Source organism: Mucilaginibacter calamicampi (assembly GCF_042676765.1).
Taxonomy (GTDB): Bacteria; Bacteroidota; Bacteroidia; order Sphingobacteriales; family Sphingobacteriaceae; genus Mucilaginibacter; species Mucilaginibacter calamicampi.
Genome location: NZ_JBHTHU010000005.1, coordinates 555,551 through 572,347, shown reverse-complemented (window position 1 = coordinate 572,347; position 16,797 = coordinate 555,551). Strand labels below are relative to the sequence as shown.

General features: G+C 41.9%; 11 protein-coding genes. 10 read left to right on the top strand and 1 reads right to left on the bottom strand.

The window, feature by feature from the left end:
- Positions 1-118 precede the first annotated feature (118 nt).
- From ACFQZS_RS08245 to lysA, 3 genes are all read left to right on the top strand, one after another.
- On the top strand, positions 119-1,117 hold the full coding sequence (locus tag ACFQZS_RS08245) for a glycosyltransferase family protein (protein ID WP_377099100.1): 999 nt from the start codon (positions 119-121) through the stop codon (positions 1,115-1,117).
- A gap of 383 nt (positions 1,118-1,500) precedes the next feature.
- Positions 1,501-2,811 carry an aspartate kinase gene (locus ACFQZS_RS08240; protein ID WP_377099098.1) on the top strand — a complete coding sequence of 437 codons (1,311 nt, stop codon included), beginning with the start codon at positions 1,501-1,503 and terminating at the stop codon, positions 2,809-2,811.
- A gap of 142 nt (positions 2,812-2,953) precedes the next feature.
- Complete coding sequence (gene lysA / locus ACFQZS_RS08235; RefSeq protein ID WP_377099096.1) at positions 2,954-4,183, top strand: diaminopimelate decarboxylase; 1,230 nt, start codon at positions 2,954-2,956, stop codon at positions 4,181-4,183.
- 52 nt (positions 4,184-4,235) lie between these two features.
- On the opposite strand, the gene ACFQZS_RS08230 is transcribed toward lysA, so the two are convergent.
- Positions 4,236-5,456 (bottom strand): multidrug effflux MFS transporter, encoded by a 1,221-nt coding sequence (locus ACFQZS_RS08230; RefSeq protein ID WP_377099094.1) that lies wholly within the window; start codon positions 5,454-5,456, stop codon positions 4,236-4,238.
- A gap of 217 nt (positions 5,457-5,673) precedes the next feature.
- Here ACFQZS_RS08230 and ACFQZS_RS08225 point away from each other — a divergent pair, with 217 nt between their 5' ends.
- From ACFQZS_RS08225 to ACFQZS_RS08195, 7 genes are all read left to right on the top strand, one after another.
- Positions 5,674-6,837 carry a BamA/TamA family outer membrane protein gene (locus ACFQZS_RS08225; RefSeq protein WP_377099092.1) on the top strand — a complete coding sequence of 388 codons (1,164 nt, stop codon included), beginning with the start codon at positions 5,674-5,676 and terminating at the stop codon, positions 6,835-6,837.
- Between the two features lie 278 nt (positions 6,838-7,115).
- Positions 7,116-7,475: a response regulator gene (locus ACFQZS_RS08220; RefSeq protein ID WP_377099090.1), complete on the top strand. Its 360-nt coding sequence runs from the start codon at positions 7,116-7,118 to the stop codon at positions 7,473-7,475.
- 116 nt (positions 7,476-7,591) lie between these two features.
- A complete protein-coding gene (locus ACFQZS_RS08215) occupies positions 7,592-8,065 on the top strand; it encodes an RNA recognition motif domain-containing protein (protein ID WP_377099088.1) in 474 nt (157 codons plus the stop codon).
- Between the two features lie 106 nt (positions 8,066-8,171).
- Complete coding sequence (locus tag ACFQZS_RS08210; protein ID WP_377099087.1) at positions 8,172-11,105, top strand: M16 family metallopeptidase; 2,934 nt, start codon at positions 8,172-8,174, stop codon at positions 11,103-11,105.
- Positions 11,106-11,295: 190 nt separating this feature from the next.
- The gene (locus ACFQZS_RS08205) at positions 11,296-11,658 is read left to right on the top strand and encodes a response regulator transcription factor (RefSeq protein WP_377099085.1); all 363 of its coding nucleotides are present in this window, start codon (positions 11,296-11,298) and stop codon (positions 11,656-11,658) included.
- A 264-nt stretch (positions 11,659-11,922) separates the two neighbouring features.
- Positions 11,923-14,955: a tetratricopeptide repeat protein gene (locus ACFQZS_RS08200; RefSeq protein ID WP_377099083.1), complete on the top strand. Its 3,033-nt coding sequence runs from the start codon at positions 11,923-11,925 to the stop codon at positions 14,953-14,955.
- A 29-nt stretch (positions 14,956-14,984) separates the two neighbouring features.
- On the top strand, positions 14,985-16,787 hold the full coding sequence (locus ACFQZS_RS08195) for a hypothetical protein (RefSeq protein WP_377099081.1): 1,803 nt from the start codon (positions 14,985-14,987) through the stop codon (positions 16,785-16,787).
- Positions 16,788-16,797 lie beyond the last annotated feature (10 nt).

Genomic DNA, 16,797 nt, shown 5'->3' with positions numbered 1-16,797 from the left:
TATTCAAATGATGTGTTACCCTATTGTTCTTTTTTCATTGACTAATAAGATCAGTTAATAAATGAAGAGAGCAACAACAGCTCTCTTTATTTGTTTATACGCTTTAACTTATTAATTGATGAAGATACTTTACGCAATACAAGGTACTGGCAACGGACATCTGAGCCGTTCTATGGATATTGTGCCGCTGCTGCAACAAATGGGCGATGTTGATGTGCTGGTTAGCGGCAATCAAGGCGACCTGAACCTCCCCTTCCCTATAAAATATAAATTTAACGGCTTTGGTTTCATCTTCGGAAAATCCGGCGGTGTTGATCTATGGAAATCATTTCTAAAATCGCGTTTTAGGAAGTTTCTTAAAGAAATTAAAGAACTGCCAATAGACAAATACGATGTTGTAATAAATGATTTTGAACCCGTTTCGTCATGGGCCTGCTATTTGGCCGATAAACCTTGCATTGGTTTAAGTCACCAGGCTGCGGTATTAAGCGAAAATGCGCCCAAGCCGGAAGAGACCGACATGATTGGTAAATTGGTGCTAAAAAACTATGCACCGGTAACCGCGTCATACGGTTTCCACTTTAAAAAATTCGATAAAAAAACTTTTACTCCGGTAATACGCCAGCAGGTGCGCGAACAGCGTATAAGTAATAAAGGCCACTACACAGTTTATCTGCCTGCCTATGATGATAAACGGTTAATAAAACGCCTTTCTGAGTTTAAGGACGTGTATTGGGACGTATTCTCTAAACATAACAGCAAAACGAAGCAATACGGCAACATATTAATACAGCCCATTAACAATAAGGCCTTTATAAAAAGCATGGCCGAGAGCGAAGGCGTGCTTTGTGGTGCGGGTTTTGAAACCCCTGCCGAAGCGTTGTATATGAAAAAGAAACTGCTGGTTATCCCCATGAAAAACCAGTACGAGCAGCAACTAAACGCTGCTGCCTTAAAAGACATGGGTGTGCCGGTTATTAAGAGCCTTAAACCCAAACACAGCGAAACTATTTTAAATTGGCTTAACAATGGCACCCCAATAAAAGTGGATTATGCCGATAATACCCGCGAAATTTTAGAGATGATATTTAGGGAACACGTGCTGGTGAATAGCTAAAAAAAAAGCCATCCGCTTACGCAGACGACTTTTTGTAGCTATTTAATACCCCTATTAAAATAACTTATCGTAAATCTCAACAATAATTTATTGCCAAACAAAGCATCGTGTAATCTTTTTATAAAAACTGACTTATAAGTCAGTTTTTATATCATTAAAAGCAATGACTTTATGTTACTGTAAAATAACGAGCCATTTTTCATTCGTTAATTGTGGTATAATGCTAATTTTTTTTAATCCTTGATACGTCGCGCAGGCGAAGGCTGCCACCAATTTAATTGTGGTTATTACAATATATCCTTTTAAAAATCCTATTTTTAGCGCCTCAAAAACACGTATCGGCAAGCTTATTTATCGCCGGTATTTGCAATAAGAAATACGCAATGAAAGTTTTAAAATTTGGCGGAACATCAGTAGGCAGCCCGGAGCGGATGAAGAAGCTGCTTGATATTATTGATGCTTCTGAAAGGCAAATAGTGGTGCTCTCGGCTGTATCAGGCACAACCAACAGTTTGGTAGAAATTGGACAGGCTTATTTACTGGGCGATAAACCAAAGGCGGCCCAGCTTATAGGTGCTTTAAAAGACAAATACGAGATATTCATTAAAGAACTTTTTGTAAAGCCTGAGTTTTTAGCACAGGGCAAAGATGTTATAGATTATCATTTTTCGTTGCTAAGCGGTGTGGCTAATGATCTGTTTACTTCGGTTGAAGAAAAGATAATACTGGCACAGGGGGAATTACTTTCAACCACCCTATATCACGTTTATTTAACAGAGATAGGCATTCCATCGGTATTGTTGCCCGCGTTAGAATTTATGAAGATCGATGAGGATAATGAACCTATAGTTGATTATATCACAGCACATTTAACACCCATACTTGAGCGGCACCCCGACAATAATTTATTTATTACGCAGGGATATATTTGCCGCAATGCTTTTGGCGAGATAGACAACCTGCGTCGTGGTGGTAGTGATTACACCGCGTCATTAATTGGGGCAGGCATCCGCAGCGAAGAAGTACAGATATGGACGGATATTGATGGCATGCACAACAATGATCCCCGCATTGTTAGCGGCACCTCTCCTATCGCGCAGCTATCATTTGACGAGGCTGCCGAGCTGGCTTACTTCGGGGCAAAGATCTTGCATCCGCAGAGCGTGTTCCCGGCGCAGAGATACAAAATACCTGTACGCCTGCTTAATACCATGGAGCCAAAGGCTAAAGGCACGCTGATAACCAACGACAGCGAGAAGAATAAAATAAAATCAATTGCTGCCAAGGATGGCATTACGGCTATAAAGATCAACTCAAGCCGTATGTTACTTGCCTACGGCTTTTTGCGCCGCGTATTCGAGGTGTTTGAGCGCTATAAAACATCAATTGATATGATCACCACATCAGAAGTGGCCGTATCATTAAGTATAGATGATACTACTTATCTGAAAGAAATATTAGCGGAACTGGAAGCTTTTGGCAACGTAGAGATAGATTACCAACAAACCATTATTTGTGTGGTGGGCGATTTTAGCGCTAATTCGCACGGATTCGGTTCCCGCGTGCTGGAAGCATTGAAGCACCTGCCCTTGCGTATGATAAGCTATGGCGGCAGTAAGCATAACCTATCGGTTTTAGTTAAAACCGAAGATAAAGTGGAAGCTTTAAGAAGCCTGCATAGCAGGTTGTTTTAGCCCCCTCTAAATTTCCCCCTGAAGTGGGAGACTTCTGGTAAGAAGGGAACAGCAGGAAGCTAAATCAATTAATAATAATTATATAACTTAATAAAATAAATAAAAGTCTCCTCCTTCAGGGGGAGATTTAGAGGGGGCTACAATGTTTAACCAAGATACCATTTCCCGTTTTCAAAATATTGAAACACCTTTTTATTACTATAATATGGAGGTGCTGGGCCAAACTTTAGCGGCATGCCACGCGGCATCATCTAAATATGGCTTCCATGTACATTATGCTATGAAAGCCAATTTTAATCCGAAGGTGCTAGAGATGATCCAATCTTTTGATTTCGGTGCCGATTGCGTGAGCGGCGGCGAAGTAATGGCAGCCATTGAACATGGTTTTGGTAAGGAGAAGGTTGTTTTTGCCGGCGTAGGCAAATCTGATAAGGAGATAAACGCGGCATTGGATGTCGACATTTTCTGCTTCAACGTTGAATCTGTACAGGAATTAGTCATCATCAATGATCTGGCTAAAGCTAAAAATAAAACCGCAGGCGTTGCCATTCGCATTAATCCAAATGTTGATGCGCATACCCATCATTACATCACCACAGGTTTAGACGAGAACAAATTCGGTATAAATACCTGGCAGTTGGGCGATGTTGCCGAAACATTACGCGGCTGCAAAAACCTGCAGTTTTTAGGTATTCATTTTCACATTGGCTCGCAAATTACCGACCTGGAAGTTTATCGTAGCCTGTGTATCCGCATTAACGAGATGCAGGACTGGTTTGAGGATCGCGGCTTTAAGGTAAAGGTGCTAAATGCCGGCGGCGGTTTGGGTGTAGATTATTACAACCCTGATACGAATACCATAGCCAATTTTGAAGGGTACTTTAAAGTATTTAAAGATTTTCTGAACGTTAAACCCGGGCAGGAAGTACACTTTGAGTTGGGCCGCGCGCTGGTGGCGCAATGCGCTTCGCTGATATCGCGTGTGCTGTATGTTAAAAATGGGCAGAAAAAGAATTTCCTGGTATTGGATGCAGGTATGACAGAACTAATGCGCCCTATGTTATACCAGGCGTATCATGAAGTGGAGAATATAAGTAGGCAGTGGGCAGTGGGCAGTGGGCAGTTATCAAGTCCAGGTGTTGGGAGGTCTGAAAGTTCGGAAGATAAACCTACTCACCCCTCACCACTCACCACTCACTACGATGTAGTAGGCCCTATTTGCGAAAGTACAGATTGTTTCCGCAAGGATGTTCCGCTACCTGAGTCGTTTCGCGGTGATCTGATAGCTGTGCGTACAGCCGGTGCTTATGGCGAGGTAATGGCTTCGGGATATAATTTGCGCACGAAGGCGGAAAGTGTTTATTCTGAATAGAGGATTGCGTCGTTATAAAAGTCTCCCCTTTCAGGGGGAGATTTAGAGGGGGCTAATGCCCGGCCACCACAACACCGCTGGCTTCAATCTTATGCTTCACAAACCTTCTTCCAACCAGCAACACAATTAAAGCAATACCTGCTGATGCAGCCATTATGCCCGCCATTGGCAAAGTTGTAGGGCTGTGAAAATAACTCACCAGCATAGTGGCAAAAGATCCCAAACCCAATTGCAGCGCACCTAACAGCGACGATGCAGTACCAGCATTATTTGCAAATGGTGCAAGCGAAAGCGCTGAAGCATTGGGGTTGGTAGTACCCACACAGCAGAGCATTATAAATATCATTCCTATTGTTCCGGCCAGGCCAAATACGCCATAGATTGATCCTATAAAAAATATAACTGAGCTTATTACTTGCACGGTTAACGCCGTTCTGGCAATTTGCTCGCTCGTGAATTTTTTAAGCAGCACATTATTAACCTGACTGGCACCGATGAAGCCGATTGACAAGCCTGCGAAGATCCAGCCATATACTTTTTTATCAACTTTAAAAAGCTCCATAAACACCATTGGCGAACCGGCGACATATACAAACAAACCCATAAACGAGAATGCTCCCGCCAGCGCGTAAGTAAAAAACTGCGGCGTTTTAGCTACTTCCCAAAAGGCACTAATTATTGGTACCGGTTTTAATGAATAATTGGGGTTGGGTTTATAGGTATCCGGCAACCATATTACGGCAGGGATTAATAGTATCCCCATAATACCCAATACAACAAATATTAAATGCCAGTTAAATGCCGCAGTGATATAACCACCAGCAGTTGGGGCTACCATCGGCGAGGCGCCTAATACCAGTATTAACAAGGCAAAAACCTTTGCATTTTCTTCAACCGGGAAAAGATCACGAACCATGGTCATTGATGCTACACCCGCTGCGCAGCCGCCAACGGCCTGTATAAAACGGAGTATGATGAGTGTATCAATATCTGTGCACATAAAACAACCTGCCGATGCGGCTATATAAACCGCCAGGCCAATGTATAAAGGTGGTTTACGCCCAAACCTGTCCAGCAAAGGGCCGTACAATAACTGCCCACCGGCCAGGCCTATAAAATAGCTTGACAACGACAGCGCTACCTGGGCAGTGGTGGTATTTAATGATTTGGCAATATCCGGGAAACCCGGCAAATACATATCAATTGAAAAAGGCGAAAGGGCCGTTAAGCAACCTAATATCAGTACGGTAAAAAAGTATTTCTTTTTCGTCATGTATTTAAAAGTAGAAGCACCCACTAGGGCTGCAAAGATCGTTTTTTTGCCGCAAGTGAATGCTTTACCAGCGTAATTTTTAACAAGTATTTTTTTGATATTGCTGTGTACAATTTGTATATTCTTATCGTTATTATATTTGTGTTGTTATTTGCCGATGTTTAAATATCTAATCCTTTTCTTCCTCTGTGCCTCACCTGTTCTGCTTTTTGCACAAATGAGCAGCGATCACCCTAAAAACAAAAACATTATTGATACGGCAGGCAAAACCGACCTGATAGATATTGCCCGCGATGTATTCAATATTCAAAGCAAACGAACACCGGATACGGCGGGAAAAAAAATATATTTCTCTATTTTACCTGTCTCCTCATCAAACGCAGGGCCCGACAGGATGCTGTTAACATCAACCACAGCCAGTTTTTATTTAGGCAATCCGCAAACCACTTACATATCTAACGTAAACTTTACGCCCTACTTTAACTTCAGCGGGCGCTATGGTTTACCCATTCGCTCCAATATCTGGCTAAAACACAATATGTTCAACATTCAGGGTGATACACGGCTGCTGGTGTATCCGCAATATACCTGGGGTTTGGGCGGCGGCCAACCTACAGATCATAAATTTTTGGTTGATTATAAATATGTACGCTTTTACCAAAGCGTTGTTAAGCGTATAACATCCTATTTATACCTGGGTATTGGCTATAATCTGGACTACTATTTTGATGTTGACAGTGATAATGGCGCCAAAACCAGTTTTGAGCAGTTTACCAACTACGAGTACGGTACGCGCGCAAACCAAAGCTCCTTCTCATCCGGGCCTAGCTTTAACGTGTTGTATGATAGCCGCAACAACTCCCTTAACCCTTTGCCTGGCTGGTACGGTAATTTCATTTACCGCCTTAACTATAAATCATGGGGAAGCAGCAACAGCTGGCAATCATTATATGTAGATGTACGTAAGTACCATTCCTTTAGTACTGACAACAAAAAGAACATGCTGGCCTTTTGGACGTATTACTGGGCCACCCTTACGCCCCTTACACCTTATTTAAATCTACCTGCTATTGGCATGGAACCCAACCAACGGTCTGGCCGGGGTATAGCCCAAAACCGGTATCGCGGCCAGGCTTTGTTGTATTTTGAAACCGAATACCGCAAAGACCTGACTCAAAATGGCTTATTGGGTTTTGTAGTATTTGCAAATATTAACTCTGCCAGCGAATCTAACACCCGGCAATTTAAATACTGGAACCCCGCTGCCGGCGCAGGCATACGCATAAAATACAACAAAAAATCTGATACCAATATTGGGCTTGATTTTGGCGTGAGCAAGGGCTACAACTCATTATTACTTACTGTGGGCGAGGCGTTTTAACTATTGCCCTTAATATAGCACCGATATTATTTCAGAAAAAAAATATTAAAAATAAGCGCTATTTAATTTGATACGCCGGAATTATATATTTGTAAAAAGCATTGCTTAAGTAAAACAAATAAGTTTGAAAAATCGTTCAACATGTTTTTTCCTTGTTGAATAATACAAGAAAAATAAATTACTTTTACACACTATATATCCGAAGATTTTTTTTATCCGATGCGTTGCTTTAAAGACCTTATACATTGCTTGTCTGTCGGAAATATTGAAAATTACAGATGTCAAAACGAATATTAGTTCTGGACGATAATCAAGACATTCTGGATATTGTTCACGAAACATTATCCTATGAAAAATTTGATGTTAAAAGCACATCTGAAAGCGCGGATGTAATTCCGCTTGTAGAGCAATTTGATCCTAACCTGGTTATATTAGATTACCGGGTAGCCGGCACCAACGGCGGCGAACTATGCCGGCAAATAAAATCACACCCTGATTTTAAACATGTACCTGTAATTATTTTCTCGGCATACGTTAATCACGCCGATGAATTATTTGCCTATGGCTGCGACGCCATAATCAACAAACCCTTTGACCTTACTGAACTGGTAGAAAAGGTAAATCATCTTATAAAATAGTTTAAAAAGCCCTCGTTTTTAAAACAATTTAGCCTTTGCTATGTAATTGTAAATAAGTTTATAATAGTATATATTTACGTTATAAACTTGCTTTTTAATCATCATATCATAGTTTAATGAAAATTTTTGTAGCCCGGCTGCCCTATCAGTATCAGGAAGCCCAAATTACGGAGCTATTTGCCGCGTACGGTACGGTAAACTCTGTTAACCTTATTATGGACCGCGAAACCGGCAGAAGCAAGTGTTTTGCATTTGTTGAAATGCCCGACAGCAACGAAGCCAACACCGCAATTGCCGAACTGAACGAAAGAAAGGTTCTGGACAAAAACATTGCCGTAAGCGAAGCCCGCGAAAAAGAAAGACCGGCAGGCGGCGGCAATTTTGGCGGTGGTAACCGCGGCGGATTCCGTGGTGGAAACGACAGCGGCGGCGGATACAAAAAATACGGAAATGATGACAGACGCAGCAGTGGAGGTGGCAATGGGTATCGCGACCGTAACAGCGGTGGCGGAGGAAATGGCTACCGCGATAAAAACAGCGGCGGTGGCAACAATTACCGTGACCGCAACAGCGGCGATTCTGACTATTAACAATACCTTTCTTTTAAAAAATAAATAATGAGCCAACGCTAACCTGCGTTGGCTTTTTTTATATGTATTTTTTTAGATACTTTTATTGCACCAATCCTATAATATCATGAAATACAGATTCCTTATTATCGGCCTTTTATTTTTTGTTGCCCAAAACTTAACGGCACAAACAACCATTGCCTGGAAACAGGCCTCCGCGGCAGGTTACAATTATAAATATGTTACCGGCGACCCTACACATTCGCGGTTTTATACTTTAAAAAACGGGCTAACGGTTATATTAAGTCCAACAAAAAAACAGCCGCGTGTACAAGCCTATGTGGCTGTAAAAGCCGGAAGCAAAACAGATCCTGCAGATCATACCGGCCTGGCGCATTACCTGGAGCACATGCTTTTTAAAGGAACTGATAAGTTTGGCTCATTAAACTGGGAAAAAGAAAAACCTTTGCTTACTAAGGTTGATGTGTTGTATGAGCAGTATAATAACACAAAAGACGAAGCTAAACGCAAGGAGATATATAAAGAAATTGACAAAGCATCGGGCGAGGCCGCCAAATACGCCATTGCTAACGAATACGATAAGATGATGACCGCCATGGGCGGGCAGAACAGTAATGCTTTTACATCATTTGAACAAACCGTTTACACCGAAGATATACCTGCCAATGCCATTGACAAGTTTCTGAAGGTGCAAGGAGAGCGTTTCAGAAACCCTATACTGCGCATTTTCCATACCGAACTGGAAGCAGTATATGAGGAAAAGAACCGCACCCTTGATGATGATGGCCGTAAGGTTACCGAGGCTATGTTTACAAAGCTCTTCCCTAACAACAACTACGGTAAACAAACCACAATAGGTACGGTTGAGCATTTAAAAAACCCTTCGCTGGTTGCCATCCGCAGATATTATCATGATTACTATGTTCCGAATAATATGGGTGTTATCCTATCGGGTGATTTTAATCCGGATGCAGTTATTAAAAAAATTGACGTGGCCTTTAGCTACCTTAAGCCAAAGCCTATCCCACCCTATAAGTTTGATGCGGAACAACCCATAACCGCGCCTGTAAAGGCAGATGTGTATGGGCCTAATGCCGAAAACGTTACAATGGCGTTCCGTTTTCCGGGCGCTAACACACGCGATGCCCGTTTGCTTGATCTGGTAGGCGCAATGCTAACTAACGGTAAAGCAGGCCTCTTTGACCTCAATCTGATAAAAAAACAAAAACTGCTAAGCGCGAGTGCAAGCAGTTATACTTTAAAAGATTACGGTGTGCTATTGCTGCGTGGCAACCCGGTTAAAGGGCAATCTCTGGAAGAAGTGCGCGACCTTATGCTGGCCGAGATAGCTAAACTGCGCGCAGGCGATTTTTCTGATGATCTTATTCAATCTATAGTAAATAACCAAAAAAAGGCGCTTATCCAGAAAAATGAGGATTACTCTTCAAGGGCAGAAGATCTGATGTACACCTTTACATCAGGTGTTGATTGGAAAACCGTTGTGGGTACAGTAAAGGAACTTTCGGCAGTTACAAAGCCCCAGATAGTAGCTTTCGCTAACAAATACCTTAGTGATCAAAACTATGTTATAGTTTACAAACACCAGGGCGAGGATAAAAATATTGTTAAAGTTGATAAGCCAACCATCACTCCTGTTGATTTAAATTCGGCAGCGCAGTCGCCATTTTTAAAACAGGTTATGGCTATGCCGGTTACCAATATAAAACCTGTTTGGTTAGATTATCAAAAAGACATACAACGCGCTAAAGCAGGCAATCTTGACGTGTTAGCGGTAAAAAACACCGACAACAACCTGTTTAGATTATACTATCGTTATGAGATGGGCAACTGGAACAACAAGCTGCTGCCCATAGCTGCGCAATACCTGCAGTTTTTGGGCACAGGCTCACAAACTTCTGAAGACTTTAGCAAAGCATTTTATAAGTTAGCTTCTACCTATAGCATAAGCGCAGGTAACGAGGTAACCACCGTAACCATTAACGGATTGCAGGAAAACTTTGCCGCTACCTTAAAGCTTTATGAAGATCTGTTGGCCGATTGTAAGCCCGATGAGGTCGCGCTGGCAAGTTTAAAGACAAGGATAAAGCGTTCCAGGGAGAATTCAAAAATAAACAAATCGGCAATTATGCAGGGGCTTATTAGCTATGCGCAATATGGCCCAACTAATCCGTATAACTACGGTTTAACCAATGAAGAACTTGATGCAGTTAAAGCAGAGGACCTTATCAAGGTGCTGCATGACCTTAGTAATTACAGCCATACAGTGCTTTATTACGGGCCAAAAACAGCTGCCGAAGCCGGAACGGAAGTGGCATCATTACATAAAGTGCCGGCTGTATTTACCCCTTACCCGGCAGCAGTTAAATTTACGCAGGTTACAAGCACGGCTAATCAAGTACTTTTTGCCAATTATGATATGGTGCAGGCCGAAATTTATTGGATACGTAACGGCGAAAAGTATAACCCTGCTTTAGCACCCGGCATTGCAGTGTTTAACAATTACTTCGGCACAGGCGGCTTTAGCTCAATAGTATTGCAGGATCTCAGGGAGTCTAAAGCTTTGGCCTACTCCACCTTCGCGCAATATGCAACACCAAGTAAAAAAGAAAACCGCGACGTGTTTGCAGCTTACATAGGTACACAAGCTGATAAGCTGAACGAAGCGATAAAGGGCATGAATGATTTGCTTACTACCCTACCCGAATCAAAAGAGGGTGTGGCACTTGCCAAGGATAACGTACGTAAATCAATAGAAACAGAGCGTATTACCGAAGATGGTATTATATCTGATTATTTAAATGCAAAGCGCTTGGGGCTTGACCACGATCTGCGTAAAGATGTTTTTGACAATCTTGATAAAATGAGCTTTGCCGATTTAAAAGCGTTCCATGACGCGCAAATAAAAAACAAGACTTATACTTATTGCATTGTAGCGTCCGAGAAGAAAGTAAACGAAGATGATCTGAAAAAATATGGTACAGTTATAAAGCCTGACCTTAAACAACTATTTGGTTTTTAGGACAGAAACGAAAGTTGTTATAAAATGCATTATAATTTTTGTGTAATATAAAATGTAGTTCTAATAGTTTTCTAATATAAAAACTATTAGAACTACTGTTAATTAAGTTGTAGTTAAGAAATGGTACAGCAATTGCTTATTTAAAGAATAAGTACTTGCTGTACCATTTTTTTTATATAGTATTTCAACAATGAAACGGATTTTAGTGGTCGACGACGATAAAGACATCCTTGAAATAATCCAATTTATTCTGGACGATTCAGGTTATACCGTCGAGACCCTTACAGATGGACATTTTTTATTTGATAAAGTGAGAGCGTTTAAACCCAACCTCATCATTTTGGATATTATGTTGGGGAATATGGATGGCCGTGAATTGTGTCGCGATTTAAAAACCAACTTAGAAACACACGCTATCCCGGTAATTATGATCTCTGCAAGCCACGCGCTTAAAGATATAAACTCTCCAAACTGCCAACCCGATGCTTTTGTTGCCAAGCCTTTTGATATTGACGCATTATTATCTTGTGTACAACGGCAGATTGTAGCTTAGTTATTGGGCACTAGTCATTGGGCATTAGTCATTTTACACGTTTGATTAATATTCCGACAAATCATTTTTTCGTTTTATGTAGCAACGCGCAATAGTCAATTGTAACTAATGACAATTGACCAGTGACCAACCACTAAACTTTTCCACATTCATACCATCCCAAAATTTACTGCGTTAAAAAACTAATTTTCCACAGGTGTTAATTACTTGTGTTAATAGTAGCTTTTTGAATAATTAAATTGCAGAACTTTTTGTCCGCGTTTTATGATAAAACTAAAATACTACCTGTTCCCTCTTTTCATAGTCAGCGCGCCTGCATTAGCACAACAAAACCCTTCATCGCAATTGTACAGTACTTATCATGCTGCCAAACGCCTGCTCGATGATGGAAAATATGTTGCCGCGGCCCAGCAATATCACCTGGTGCAAAACCTGGCGCTAAAAACTTCTAATCAGTCAAAGTTTGAGTCTGAGCTGTCGCTGATAGAAGAAAGCTCGCAATATTACCTTGCGCTTTGCGCGCTGGAGTTAGGTAATGACGATGCCGAAAGCCTTTTCCTGAAATTCATTAAAGAGCATCCGGAAAATACGCTTACCAAGCTGGCTTTTTACCAAATAGGCCGCTCCTACTCAAAACAAAGCAAATATCAGGAAACGCTTAAATGGTTTGATAAGATTGACGCCAGCGAGCTTACAGGGCCTGAAAATAATGAATATAAATTCCGTAAAGGTTACGCCTATTTTTCGCTTAATGATTATAAAAATGCGCAGCAACTGTTTGGCGAAGTAAAAAACAAGCGCTCGCAATTTACAGATGATGCTATCTACTATTTTGCCTATATAGCCTACCTTAACCAGGATTATCACCTGGCACTGGTAAATTTTGAAAAGTTAAAAAATTCAAAAAAATACGAGAACAGTTACCCGTACTACATTACTGCCGTTTATTTCCTGGATAAAAGATACGACGATGTTATAAACTATGCCGTACCCATTTTAAAAAGCACACGCCAGCAAAACGAGACCGAAATGCTACGCATAATTGCGGCTTCGTACTTTGCAAAAAGCGATTATGATAACGCTGTTAACTACTACAGCCGGTTTGAAGACAGAGATCTTGGCAAAACGCAAAACACACAGGATAGCTATCAAATGGGTTATGCTTATTTTAAAGTGGGCAATTTTGCAAAAGCGGCCACCGAACTGGAAAAGCTGGTGGGTGATAATGATGTTTATGCACAAAACGGCAGCTACATATTGGGCCAGGTTTTCCTGAAGATGAACAATAAAGAGAGCGCCAGAAATGCCTTCCTGGCGGCTTCAAAGTTAAGTTTTGACAAGCAATTGCAGGAAGACGGCCTGTATGAATATGCCAAGCTATCCTACGAACTTGATTTTTATACACAGGCTTTAGATGCTACCCGGGCTTATCTAAAAAACTATCCTAATTCGGCGCGTAACACCGAGGTAAAGGTGCTTTTAGGCGAGGTGCTTTTAAATTCGCATAATTATAAAGAGGCGGTTGAAATATTGGAGCCTATTCCCAATAAATCAGAAAGCGCTAAAATAGCTTACCAAAAAGTTACCTATTATCGTGGTTTGGAGTTTTATAATGAACGCGCCTTTGAAAATTCGATTGGTATTTTTCTGCGTTCACTGCAAAACCCTTTGGATGCCAATATAAAAGCCCTAACTACTTATTGGATGGCCGAGGCAATGTACGAGGTGCGCAAGTACGGCGAGTCTGTTGAGACGTTCGAAAAGTTTTTACAGATGCCCGAAGCTGCCGAAACAAATGTGGCAAACTATGCCAACTATGCTTTGGCTTACGCCGCGTTTTATGATGAAAAATACAGCAAAGCGGCCCAGTTTTTTGAACGCTTTTTACGCGGCGAAGAAAAAGATCAAAACAGTATAAATGATGCTGTTACCCGCGTTGGCGACAGCTATTTTGTATTGAAACGCTATGGTAAGGCCCTTGATTATTACAACCGCATAATTGCACAGGGAAGCAAAGGGCAAGATTACGCGTTGTTTCAACGCGGCATGATACAAGGCTTGCAGGGTAATCCGGATGCTAAGATCGTTACGCTTAAAGAGGTTTTAAACAGGTTCCCGAATTCTGACTATGCCGATGATGCCGATTTTGAGATAGCCTACACCTATTTTGTTAAAAATGATGGTGCCACTGCTAAAACCGCGCTTCAGACTATGGTTGAAAAATATCCGCGCAGCAGTTACATTCCGCGTGCGCTTACCACAATTGGATTAATAGACTATAACGCCGGCGATGACATGGCTGCCATAGAAGATTTTAAACGTGTAGTAAAAGATTATCCTTCTGCCAACGAAGCCAAACAAGCGCTTAAGCAAATTGAGAAAATTTATACCGATAAAGGCGATGCGCAAACTTATTTAAGCTATGCGGTAAGTACGCCTATTGGCAATTATACAACCGCGGAGCAGGAAAATATTATGATGTCGGCAGCAAATAACCTGTACGTGCGAGGCGATTGGCAGGGAGCTGCAAATGCCGTTAGCGCTTATTTTGACAAGTTTAATAACAAACCGATATACGAAAAACAGGCCAGGTTTACCCGTGCGCAGAGCTTAGTTAACCTTAAACGTTACGATGAGGCTGTTATGGACTACAATGTTATTTTGAACGACTGGACCAGCGCATACACAGAGCAATCGCTTATAAGCATGGCTAAGCTGTATATGGCACAAAAAAAATGGAACGATGCAGTGGTTTTCCTGAAAAAGCTGGAAATAACTTCGGAATTTAAGGCAGATTATACCTTCGCAATTAATAATTTAATGCTTTGCTACTCGCAAATGCGAATGCCTGAGGATGCTATAAACTATGTAGAACTGGTACGTGCAAATGAAAAAACATCTCAGGAAGATAAGTTTAAAACAGGGCTTTACGCCGGATTGGCTTATTTGCAACTGGCTGATACAACAACCGCTGTAAAGGAATTAACCTACACGGCAGACAATACTAAAACCATTGCTGCCGCGGAGGCGCGTTATAACATGGCTAACGTGCAATATTTAAAACGCCAGTATAAGGCATCGCAAAAAACATGCTTTGATCTGGTGAAGGATCTGTCTGCCTATGATTACTGGGTAGCTAAAACCTATATTTTGTTAGCAGACAATTATGTAGGGTTAAAAGACACTTTCCAGGCCAGGGAGACCTTGAAAAGTATAATTGATGGCTATAAAGGCGATGACGATATCGTTACAACTGCCCGCCAAAAACTGGATGCGATATCTCCTCAAAAAAAATAAGGCAACAAGCAAAATACGATACACGAGCAATGAAATTAAGATACATACCTACCCTGCTTACCTTACTGATGGTGCTTTGCTTCACGTTTTCGGCTGATGCACAAAGGAGGCCGGCACAAAAACCCGCCACCCCACCCAAAAAAGCAGATGCGCAAAATATAGGCGACGCCGCATCAAAAGTAAAAGTCGATACTACAAAAAATGGTGGCGCTGGTAACAATCCGCAGCAAAACGGGGGCAGCCTGTCTGAAGAAATTGTAATTACCACAGCCTACAAACCTGTTTTGGCTGATGCTGTTAAACTGCGCCGTAACCCGGATATGGAGGACAAGGCACCATTTAAGGCACCGCTAACCTATACCCCAATTGATAAGCGCCTGGAACGTAATACAGATATAAAACAGCTAAACGCTATGCGTATGCCTGCCGAGGTAGATTCAATACCTACCAACAATTTTGTACGGGTGGGAGTGGGAAGCCTTAAAACCACTTTTGCCGAAGGTTATTTTGGAAACGGCAAGGACGAGGCCTTACAGGTTGCGGGTTACTTTAAACACATGGGTCAGCGTGGTACCGCTTTTGAAAAGCAGAACACTATTAACAATCAGATTGGTGTATTTGGCAAGAGCATTGGGCCGGTTAACTCATTGAGCGGCCGTATTGACTTCAGCAATCGCAGCAATTACTTCTATGGCTTTAACCCTTACGACCCACCCCCGGCAAATGTATTTTACCCATCGCATCAGTACTTCAACACCATAAGCGCCGAGGGCGAACTGGCTAAGAACTACCGCGACGTAGAGAACGACTTTACTTACGCGGTTAAATTGCAGGGCTACGGTTTTGCAGACAGATACAAAGCTCGCGAAAACAATGTGGCTATATCCGGTTTCCTTAATCAAACCGTTAAACAGTTTTACGCAGGGGCAAGCGCCTCGCTTGATCTGACCACGCAAAAAGATGAGCAATACTCTATTAACAACAGCATTGCGCGGGTTAATCCTTACATAAAGTTTCAGGGCACCAATTATAAAATTGATGCGGGGGTTACGCTGGCTACAGAGTTTGGCTTTTCTTCACGCTTTTTCATATTTCCGGCAGCCAAAGCAGAGCTGCAGGTTATACCCAAATATGCTCGTCTGTTTGTTGAGGCAAAAGGCGACATCAATAAATCAACCCTTCGCAATTTTTATGCTATCAACCCTTTTCTGGGCCAAAATATCGGCATCCGCAACTCGGTTGATGAATTGGATATAAGCGCCGGTTTAAAAGGAACACTAGCGCCGGGCTTAAACTTTAAAGCTACCATCTACCGCAACAACGTTAAAAATATGCCTTTAATGGTAAGCAATTTCAATATCGCGGCGGGTTACAACAAGTTTGCGGTGAGATACGACGACGGGACTGCGCGCGTAAGCGGCTTTACCGGCGAAGTGGATTACAAAGCCACCGAAGACGTAAACATTTTTGGAAGTGCCGAATTTGTTGATTATCAGTTAGCCTCTGAAACTACCGCCTGGAACCTGCCTAAGTTTAAGCTAAAAGGCGGGGCATCCATCCGTATAAATGATAAGGTAATCGTCAACGGTACATTGTTATACAGGGGCCAGACGTTTGATCCGTATGTGAGTTCGTCTATGCTGACAGCAGGTGCTACAAGATCGTCTATTGATGCCTTTGCCGATCTGAGTGGAGGCGTTGAATATAAGGTAACCAAAAAGATAACCATCTTTGGCCAGGTTAACAACATCCTGAATGCCAACAGTCAAAACTGGCTATATTACCCAAATTATGGGTTTAATATATTTGGTGGTGCAAGCTATAGTTTTTAAGCCCCGCGGT

What these genes read in the sequence shown, in the direction of transcription:
- ACFQZS_RS08220 (WP_377099090.1), top strand. Translation starts at nt 7,116, where the DNA reads ATGTCAAAACGAATATTAGTTCTGGACGATAATCAAGACATTCTGGAT.
- ACFQZS_RS08215 (WP_377099088.1), top strand. Translation starts at nt 7,592, where the DNA reads ATGAAAATTTTTGTAGCCCGGCTGCCCTATCAGTATCAGGAAGCCCAA.
- ACFQZS_RS08200 (WP_377099083.1), top strand. Translation starts at nt 11,923, where the DNA reads ATGATAAAACTAAAATACTACCTGTTCCCTCTTTTCATAGTCAGCGCG.
- ACFQZS_RS08225 (WP_377099092.1), top strand. Translation starts at nt 5,674, where the DNA reads ATGAGCAGCGATCACCCTAAAAACAAAAACATTATTGATACGGCAGGC.
- ACFQZS_RS08195 (WP_377099081.1), top strand. Translation starts at nt 14,985, where the DNA reads ATGAAATTAAGATACATACCTACCCTGCTTACCTTACTGATGGTGCTT.
- ACFQZS_RS08230 (WP_377099094.1), bottom strand. Translation starts at nt 5,456, where the DNA reads ATGACGAAAAAGAAATACTTTTTTACCGTACTGATATTAGGTTGCTTA.
- lysA (WP_377099096.1), top strand. Translation starts at nt 2,954, where the DNA reads ATGTTTAACCAAGATACCATTTCCCGTTTTCAAAATATTGAAACACCT.
- ACFQZS_RS08205 (WP_377099085.1), top strand. Translation starts at nt 11,296, where the DNA reads ATGAAACGGATTTTAGTGGTCGACGACGATAAAGACATCCTTGAAATA.
- ACFQZS_RS08245 (WP_377099100.1), top strand. Translation starts at nt 119, where the DNA reads ATGAAGATACTTTACGCAATACAAGGTACTGGCAACGGACATCTGAGC.
- ACFQZS_RS08240 (WP_377099098.1), top strand. Translation starts at nt 1,501, where the DNA reads ATGAAAGTTTTAAAATTTGGCGGAACATCAGTAGGCAGCCCGGAGCGG.
- ACFQZS_RS08210 (WP_377099087.1), top strand. Translation starts at nt 8,172, where the DNA reads ATGAAATACAGATTCCTTATTATCGGCCTTTTATTTTTTGTTGCCCAA.